Origin of the sequence: Undibacterium sp. GrIS 1.8, from assembly GCF_040544445.1 — a bacterium.
Classification (GTDB): Bacteria; Pseudomonadota; Gammaproteobacteria; order Burkholderiales; family Burkholderiaceae_D; genus Undibacterium.
Window position 1 is genome coordinate 21,474 of record NZ_JBEONQ010000049.1, and the last position, 7,368, is coordinate 28,841.

Below are 7,368 nucleotides of genomic sequence, written 5' to 3' on the forward strand. Positions count from 1 at the left end.
ATGCGTCGTACAACTATTGCCCTCGTCACTTTCCTGATCGCCGTCCCTGCGGTAGCGCTTATCGTGATGACTAATTTTGATTGGAACCGCGCTAAGCCTTGGTTGAACGAACGTACCAGCGAAGCTTTGGGCCGGTCTTTTGTGATCAAAGGTGATCTCGCTCTGACGTGGGATAAACAAGTCGTTGGTCCAGAGCTGGATCGCGGTTGGCGTGGGATGATCCCGTGGCCGCATCTCATTGCAAAAGATGTGCATATCGGCAATCCGGCGGCGATGATGACACCCGCGTCGGAACCAAATAATCCTGCGACTTTGGCGGCTAAGACAACTTCAGCATCAACGGTGATCGCTGTCCCGGAAGAAATGGCGAGCATTCAGCAATTTGCTTTTTCGCTAGACCCTCTGGCCTTGTTAGGTAAAAAGATTGCCATCCCTGTGCTGCGCTTTGATGGTCCCGTCGTCAGTTTATTACGTACTGCTGATGGCAAAAATAATTGGACTTTAGCTAGCGGTGATCAAGCCTCGGCGTGGCAATTAGAATTACAACGCGTGGTGTTTACTAAAGGCAGCGTGCACTTGGTTGATGCGATCAAACATGCAGATGTAACAGCAGATATTGATACCATCAATACCGACCCCGCCTATGGCGTGAGTTGGAAATTACACGGTAAATTTAATGGCGATACCGTCAGCGGCAGTGGTAAAGCGGGCGCGATTTTATCGCTGCAACAGCAGACTACGCCCTTCCCTGTTATGGCAAATGTGCGCGTCGGCAAAACGATGATCAGTGTCGAAGGCTCAGTCACAAAGCCAACCGAGTTAGCAGCGCTAGATATGCGTTTAAAACTCTCTGCACCAAGTATGGCGAGGCTGTATGCGCTCAGCGGCGTTGTACTACCAGAGACGCCACCGTTTTCTACCGAAGGCCATTTGATTGGCACACTTGGCAAACATAATAGTCATTGGGTCTATGAAAAATTTAGCGGTAAAGTAGGCTCTAGCGACATCGGCGGCAGTCTTGATTTTAAAACCCGGCCTGCGCCTGACCGGCCTTTGTTGTCGGGTGTAATCGTATCGCAATTGCTGCAATTCTCCGACCTGGGCGCATTGATCGGTGCGGACTCTAACGCAAATAAAACAGAGCGCGGTGCAGCGGCAGTGCAACCTGGCGATAAAGTGTTACCAGTAGAGACCTTTAAAACAGAGCGCTGGACCAGCATAGACGCAGACATAAAATTTAGTGCGGAAAAAATTATCCGCGAAAAAGAATTGCCCATCAATAAGCTCACAACCAACTTACATCTGAAGGATGGCGTGCTCGATTTATCACCTCTGACATTTGATATGGCAGGCGGCACGCTCAGCTCAGATATCCATCTGGATGGCAGCGGTAAAACAGATGCCGCAGGGAATCAACTAGCAGCAAATCTAACGGAAGAAAAGCCGCCAACGGCAAAAGCATTAAAGGCAACGATGAAAGTCAGTGCCCGTCATTTAAAACTCAAACAATTATTTCCGACGCTAGATGCACTGCAAGCCAGCGTGGGTGAGATCAACGGCGATGCGTCGTTGTCGGCGACTGGCAACTCCATCGCCAGTTTGTTAGCCGCATCCAATGGTGAGGTTAAAACCTTGATCAATCAGGGCAGCATCAGCAAACGTTTGTTAGAGCAGATTGGATTAAATATCGGCAATGTCGCGCTGACTTATCTTTCGGGTGACAAGCAAGTCAAACTCAATTGCATGGCAACCGATTTTGCCGTGACTAATGGTGTGATGCAAACCCGTACTTTTATTGTTGATACCGATGATGCAGTCTTAGATGTCAGCGGCAATGTCAATATGGCGCAAGAACAATTGGATTTGACGATCAAACCGAATAGCAAAGGGCTACGAGTTTTCTCACTCAGAGCACCGCTGTATGTTCAGGGTAGTTTTAAAGATCCTAAAGTCAGCGTAGACAAAGGTGTGCTTGCGTTAAGAGCCGGTGGCGCGATTGCGTTGGCGGTCGCTGCGCCAGTTGCAGCCCTGCTGCCTCTGATCAATGCTGGCCCTGAAGCCGATAGCGGCTGCGCCAAATTGTTAGCAGAGGCCAGGGTCACACCGGTGGCACCGGCGCCGGGTAAAACCTATAAGGCTAAGGCTGTTGCTAAGTAAGGGCGAATGATTACTAGCTAATGCGCTTGCTGTTTGCCTGGTATGCATGCCCCCTACTTTGAAAAAATACTAGCTTGGTTTACTTGGTGCGCATGGCGCACCCTACTTTCCGCGCACCCAGCGCGCCATTACTAAAAGTATATACTCCCCCCTTATTTTTACTAAATATGGCTTAGTGTCCAATGATTACCTGGACGTTCTACATATACTAATAGGGGTATATAAATTTACTACAATTCACCACCTGCGAACAGCAGACTAAAAGCGGGTGCTATTTTTGCTCAGGTCGCATGCGGTGTGTGACGTCCATGCCTATTCCACGGTAGCCCGTGAACCTGGCGGAAGTGTCGAACATAGGCTCACCGCTGACTTGCAGATATTGGATCGTTCCGTCTGCATTGGTACGGCTATAAACAAAATCCAGGAAAGGCCGGCGGCTGGCGATGTTGGAATCCAGCTGCGCCCGCTCAGCGGCATTCCAGCCTGCCAAGGCTTTGGGGCTTGCGCCTAACATGTCGTCAGCATCAATCCCTAACATTTCAAACACCGGGCCAGAAATGCTGGTGAAGTTGCCTTGTGGGTCTTGCTCCCAATACCAATCGGACGACAGTTCAGTAAAACTCTTGAAGCGGGCTTCGCTCTCGCGTAATTCTGCAGTGCGCTCCAGCACGGTTTGCTCAAGGACCTTGTTGTAGTTATCCAGTCTTTTGTAAAGCAAACGTACTTCCAGCATATTGTGAATACGGGTTTGTACTTCTACCAAGTCAAACGGCTTACTGACAAAATCCTTGGCACCGGCTTGTAGTGCGCGTAACTTATGGCCGGGCTGGGCTGTGATAACCAGTACGGGCAAATAGCCGTTGATGTCGATTTTTTTCAACTCTTCCATCACTTCAAAACCGTCCATCTCGGGCATTTGCAAATCTAGCAGTATCAAATCAAATTTGCTCGCTGCATGTTGATCGCATACCGTGCGCGAGTCCATAGTGGATGTGACATTGGTATAGCCGCGGCTGCTCAGCATTTGCCCCAGCAGCATGACATTGGCTTTTTGGTCATCGACGATGAGGATATTGGCGTTGAGGATCTCGGCTGCTTCTAACATGAGTTTCTTCCAAAAATTCGATTATTTGCTATTGCTCTTTATTGCAATGATCACTTGCCCGTCATCTAATATAAACCTAAGACAAATATCAGTAACGTCATGAAGGCCAAAAATCTTACAAATCGCGTTCTTTACTACCCAGGCTATGCTCAGACGCGTAACGCAATGCCACATCCAGCGCATCCATAAATTCATTCACTTTAATCGGCTTGGTCAGGTAGCGGAAAAAACCCGCCTTGAGTCCGTTTTCAATATCACGCGGAATCGCATTAGCGGACAAGGCCATCACCGGGATATGCGCCGTAGTGGCATCGTCATGCAAAATTTTCAAAGCGCCATAACCACTTAAACCCGGCAAATTAATATCCATCAAAATCACGTCTGGCTGGTAAGTGCGCGCCAGCTGAATCCCAAGATGCGTATCTACTGCGGTCAATAATTTAAGGTCGCTACGGCGTTCAATCAATTGCTTGATCAATGCCATGTTGGCGGGGTTATCCTCAACATATAACAAAGTACGTTTATAGGCTGAGGTATTGATCCCATTCGACGTTTTTAATACAGCGCCGTGCTCTGTACTTATGTCCTCGCCCATTTCTCCGAATATTAACTTAGGTGCGCTAGACGCGGACAACTCAAACCAGAAAGTACAACCGACATCAATGGTACTTTCTACACCGATCGTACCGCCCATCAACTCGACTAATTGCTTGGTGACGACCAGACCAATACCAGTACCTTCTTCGCCGCCATATTCTTTTCCAAGGCGATTAAACGGCTGGAATAATTGCGTCAACTGATCTGGCTCTAAACCAGTGCCAGTATCGCGCACACTGACGCGTATTCTATTTTCGCCATTCATCTGGCATTGGACAATCACTGCGCCGTTATCCCGATTATATTTAATTGCATTCGACAGCAAATTGACCAAAACCTGTTTCACCCGCGTCCGGTCAGCATGCACATAAAATAGATTCTCTACGCTAGGGAATGTCATCTGTATGCCACGCTTATCGGCTTGCGGCTCCATCATCAGACGGCAATCTTGCAATACATCGGTGAGCGACATGGACTCATGCGACATAGTGACTTTGCCAGACTCAATCATTGCCAGATCGAGAATCTCATTAATCAAGCGTAGCAAATACCAACCTGCCTGCAAGATCTGGTCTATAGATAATTTTTGTGCTGGCGTTGGCGATGGTGTTTCTGACTCCATCAATTGCGCAAAACCTAGTACGGCGTTGAGCGGCGTGCGCAGCTCGTGACTCATGCTGGATAAAAATTCTGACTTCGCTAAGTTGGCTTTTTCTGCTGCTGCCCTGGCGCTTTCTAACTCCACATTATTCTCTTGCAGAGTATGCTCAAATTGCTTGCGCTCGGTGACGTCACGCGCCGCAGCAAATACACCTCGCAAATTACGATCTCTATCATGAAAGGTAGTTGCGTTATAAGACACCACTGTTTCTTTACCATCTTTGGCATGCGCGGTCAGCTCGTAATTGGTGACTTTGCCTTCTTTTAATACGCGAGTAATAGCTGCCTCGGCACGATCTGGGTCTGTAAAATAATTTTTGAATGGAACACCAATCAATTCGTCGCGGGTGCAGCCGGTTAATGCCTCCATCTGCTGATTAACGTCCCTGATGATGCCTTTAAGATCGGTCGCCATCAAAGCATCCACATTCGACTCAATCAATGAGCGGGTGTAAAACTGCTGATCGCTTAAGCGCTGATCGAGCAAAGCCTGCTCAGCTTCGACTTTTTTACGAGCAGTATTATCTGTACCGATTAACAGATATCCAATCAGTTTATTCTGATCGTCACGTAAAGCACTTACCGAAACAATCGCAGGAAAGCGGCTACCGTCTTTACGGATGTACGTTAGTTCATAAATATCCTCTATGCCACGAGAAGCTTTAAAAACTAAAGCGTCAAATCCTGGCGAGATCAATGTCTCTAATGCTGCACTTAAGGCAGCTGCACGGGCAATCACTTCGCCCTCATCGGAGATGCTGGATGGTGTGATTTTATTTACTACATCGATGGCTTTATAGCCGAGCATATGCTCGGCACCGACGTTAAAAATCTGGATCACCCCCTGTGCATCGGTCGCAATGACAGAAAAGTTAGCGCTGTTGAAAATAGCGTTTTGTAGGGCTTCCGCTTTTAACACCGGCTGTCTTCCATCTAACAGCGCTTGTTCAAGTTCTGAGCGCCTACGCATTGCAAAGCGTATGCTTATCGCGAAAAAAATCAAAAATACGAGTAACAAAACCGTACTGCCTATAATGATTTTAAGTCGCATTAACTCCCTATTTTTACGCAGAACTAATAAACTTTGTTCTTCTTGAATAGCCTCAGCAGTCAGCTTGCGAATCTGCATTCCAGTATCGCGGGCAACTTTTAATAAAGGCCTTATTCCGTCAAATCCTTGTGCGTCGAATACTGCCTGGTTTTCTACAAATATATGCGCGCGCTTATCTAATGTGATTTGTAGCTGATGCACGCGGTCTTGCTGAGCCTGGTTATCCAGTGTCAGTTCAGATATTTGTACGAAGACTGCTCTCAGTTCTTCCAACGCAGAGTCGCGTTCATCAATAAAATATTTTTCTTTCGTCAGAAAATATGTCCACTGCCCATTCTCTGCTCTGTCGATTTGAGAAGCTAGTGAATCTAGCTTAGCAATCACCTCGTGGGTGTGTTCCACCGAGGTGAACGATACGAAAGGCACGACAATGTTCAAGGCCATGCTACCAACCAGCAATAGCACTATGAATGTCATACCAAAACCAACCAGCATCAATCTTTCGATAGATGACTTTTTCATTACCAGCATAAATTCTGACCTTGATACTTTTTGTAGAGCACAAACTAGAGCACTAACCTCGGCTCAGGCAAGGTAACGGCGAAGCCGTCATGAAAATAATACAGCGGAGATAAAATACAGCAGAAATAAGGCAGTGGAGGTTTAAAAAGGCGATTTAAAAAACGATTTAAAAACGAATCAACGCTGACGTACGTCCGATAACAGGCGAGCAAATTCTTTTTTTACTACGCCATAGCATTCACATACTTTGTCTTCCAGACCGTTTCTGTTGACGACGGTGATGTGCCCGCGGCGGTAGCTAATATAGTGCTCTTGCTGTAATTTGCCTGCCGCCTCAGTAATACCTTCACGCCGCACGCCTAAGGTGTTGGCAATCAGTTCTTGCGTAATCGTCAGCTCATTAGATGGCACCCGATCCAAGGTCAGCAACAGCCAGCGACACAGTTGTTGCTCTACTGAGTGATGCCGGTTGCAGACAGAGGTTTGCGACATCTGGGTCAGCAGTGCTTGAGTATAGCGCAACAACAAGCGCAGCACAGGCCCGGCACGATTAAACTCAGCCATCAAGATGTCGGCCTTAAGGCGATAAGCATGACCACCCGTCTGCACTATCGCACGACTAGGCGTGCTATTACCACCCATAAAAAGAGAAACACCTACAACGCCCTCATTACCCACACCTGCGATCTCTGAGGCGCCGCCATCTTCTAGCAAATAATGCAGAGAAATAATAGAGGTCGTTGGAAAATACACATGCGCAAGCTTGCCACCAGGCTCATAAAGTACGTCGCCGAGCAGCATGGGCACTAATTCTAAATGAGGGGACAGTCGGTCATATTCCGCGTCGAGCAAGGCGGCTAACAGGTGATTCTGACTCGGGTGATGTGCACTGGCCATAGAGGAGTTTCTGTTTCCAGTCATGAGAGTGAGGGGCCGTCGCGTAGAAAGATTCTTGGGAGCGCAAGGTAACACAAATACGCACAGTCTCAGACTATATTACCGTCTACACAATGCTGTCTGTGTGCTAACGTACATAAAAGTGAAGAGGTGAAACTAAACGTTTTGGCATGCTTGGAATAGCGATTCCGGTTGACCAAAAAACCTAAGTGCTTGATATATATAAATATATACTCTCCATAAGTATATGTTGATTGTCCAGATAATCATTGGACAATAAGGTAGGCGGATTCAGCTACGAAGAGCAACGGGAGGTAAGTTTTAGGGGGAGTATATCCAAATTATAAAAAACCTCAAACGGCGTTCGATAGCCGAGGCA

General features: G+C 47.4%; 4 protein-coding genes. 1 reads left to right on the plus strand and 3 read right to left on the minus strand.

The window, feature by feature from the left end; genetic code table 11:
- The gene (locus tag AAKU64_RS18575) at positions 1–2,157 is read left to right on the plus strand and encodes an AsmA family protein (RefSeq protein WP_354362647.1); all 2,157 of its coding nucleotides are present in this window, start codon (positions 1–3) and stop codon (positions 2,155–2,157) included.
- 271 nt (positions 2,158–2,428) lie between these two features.
- Here AAKU64_RS18575 and AAKU64_RS18580 read toward each other — a convergent pair whose 3' ends face one another.
- The 3 genes from AAKU64_RS18580 to AAKU64_RS18595 form a co-directional block, all read right to left on the minus strand.
- On the minus strand, positions 2,429–3,262 hold the full coding sequence (locus AAKU64_RS18580; protein WP_354334100.1) for a response regulator: 834 nt from the start codon (positions 3,260–3,262) through the stop codon (positions 2,429–2,431).
- 115 nt (positions 3,263–3,377) lie between these two features.
- Positions 3,378–6,092, minus strand: coding sequence for a PAS domain S-box protein (locus AAKU64_RS18585; RefSeq protein WP_503012628.1), 2,715 nt, complete (start codon positions 6,090–6,092; stop codon positions 3,378–3,380).
- 177 nt (positions 6,093–6,269) lie between these two features.
- Positions 6,270–7,013, minus strand: a complete 744-nt coding sequence (locus AAKU64_RS18595; protein ID WP_503012715.1) for a Crp/Fnr family transcriptional regulator — start codon at positions 7,011–7,013, stop codon at positions 6,270–6,272.
- Between the last annotated feature and the right edge of the window lie 355 nt (positions 7,014–7,368).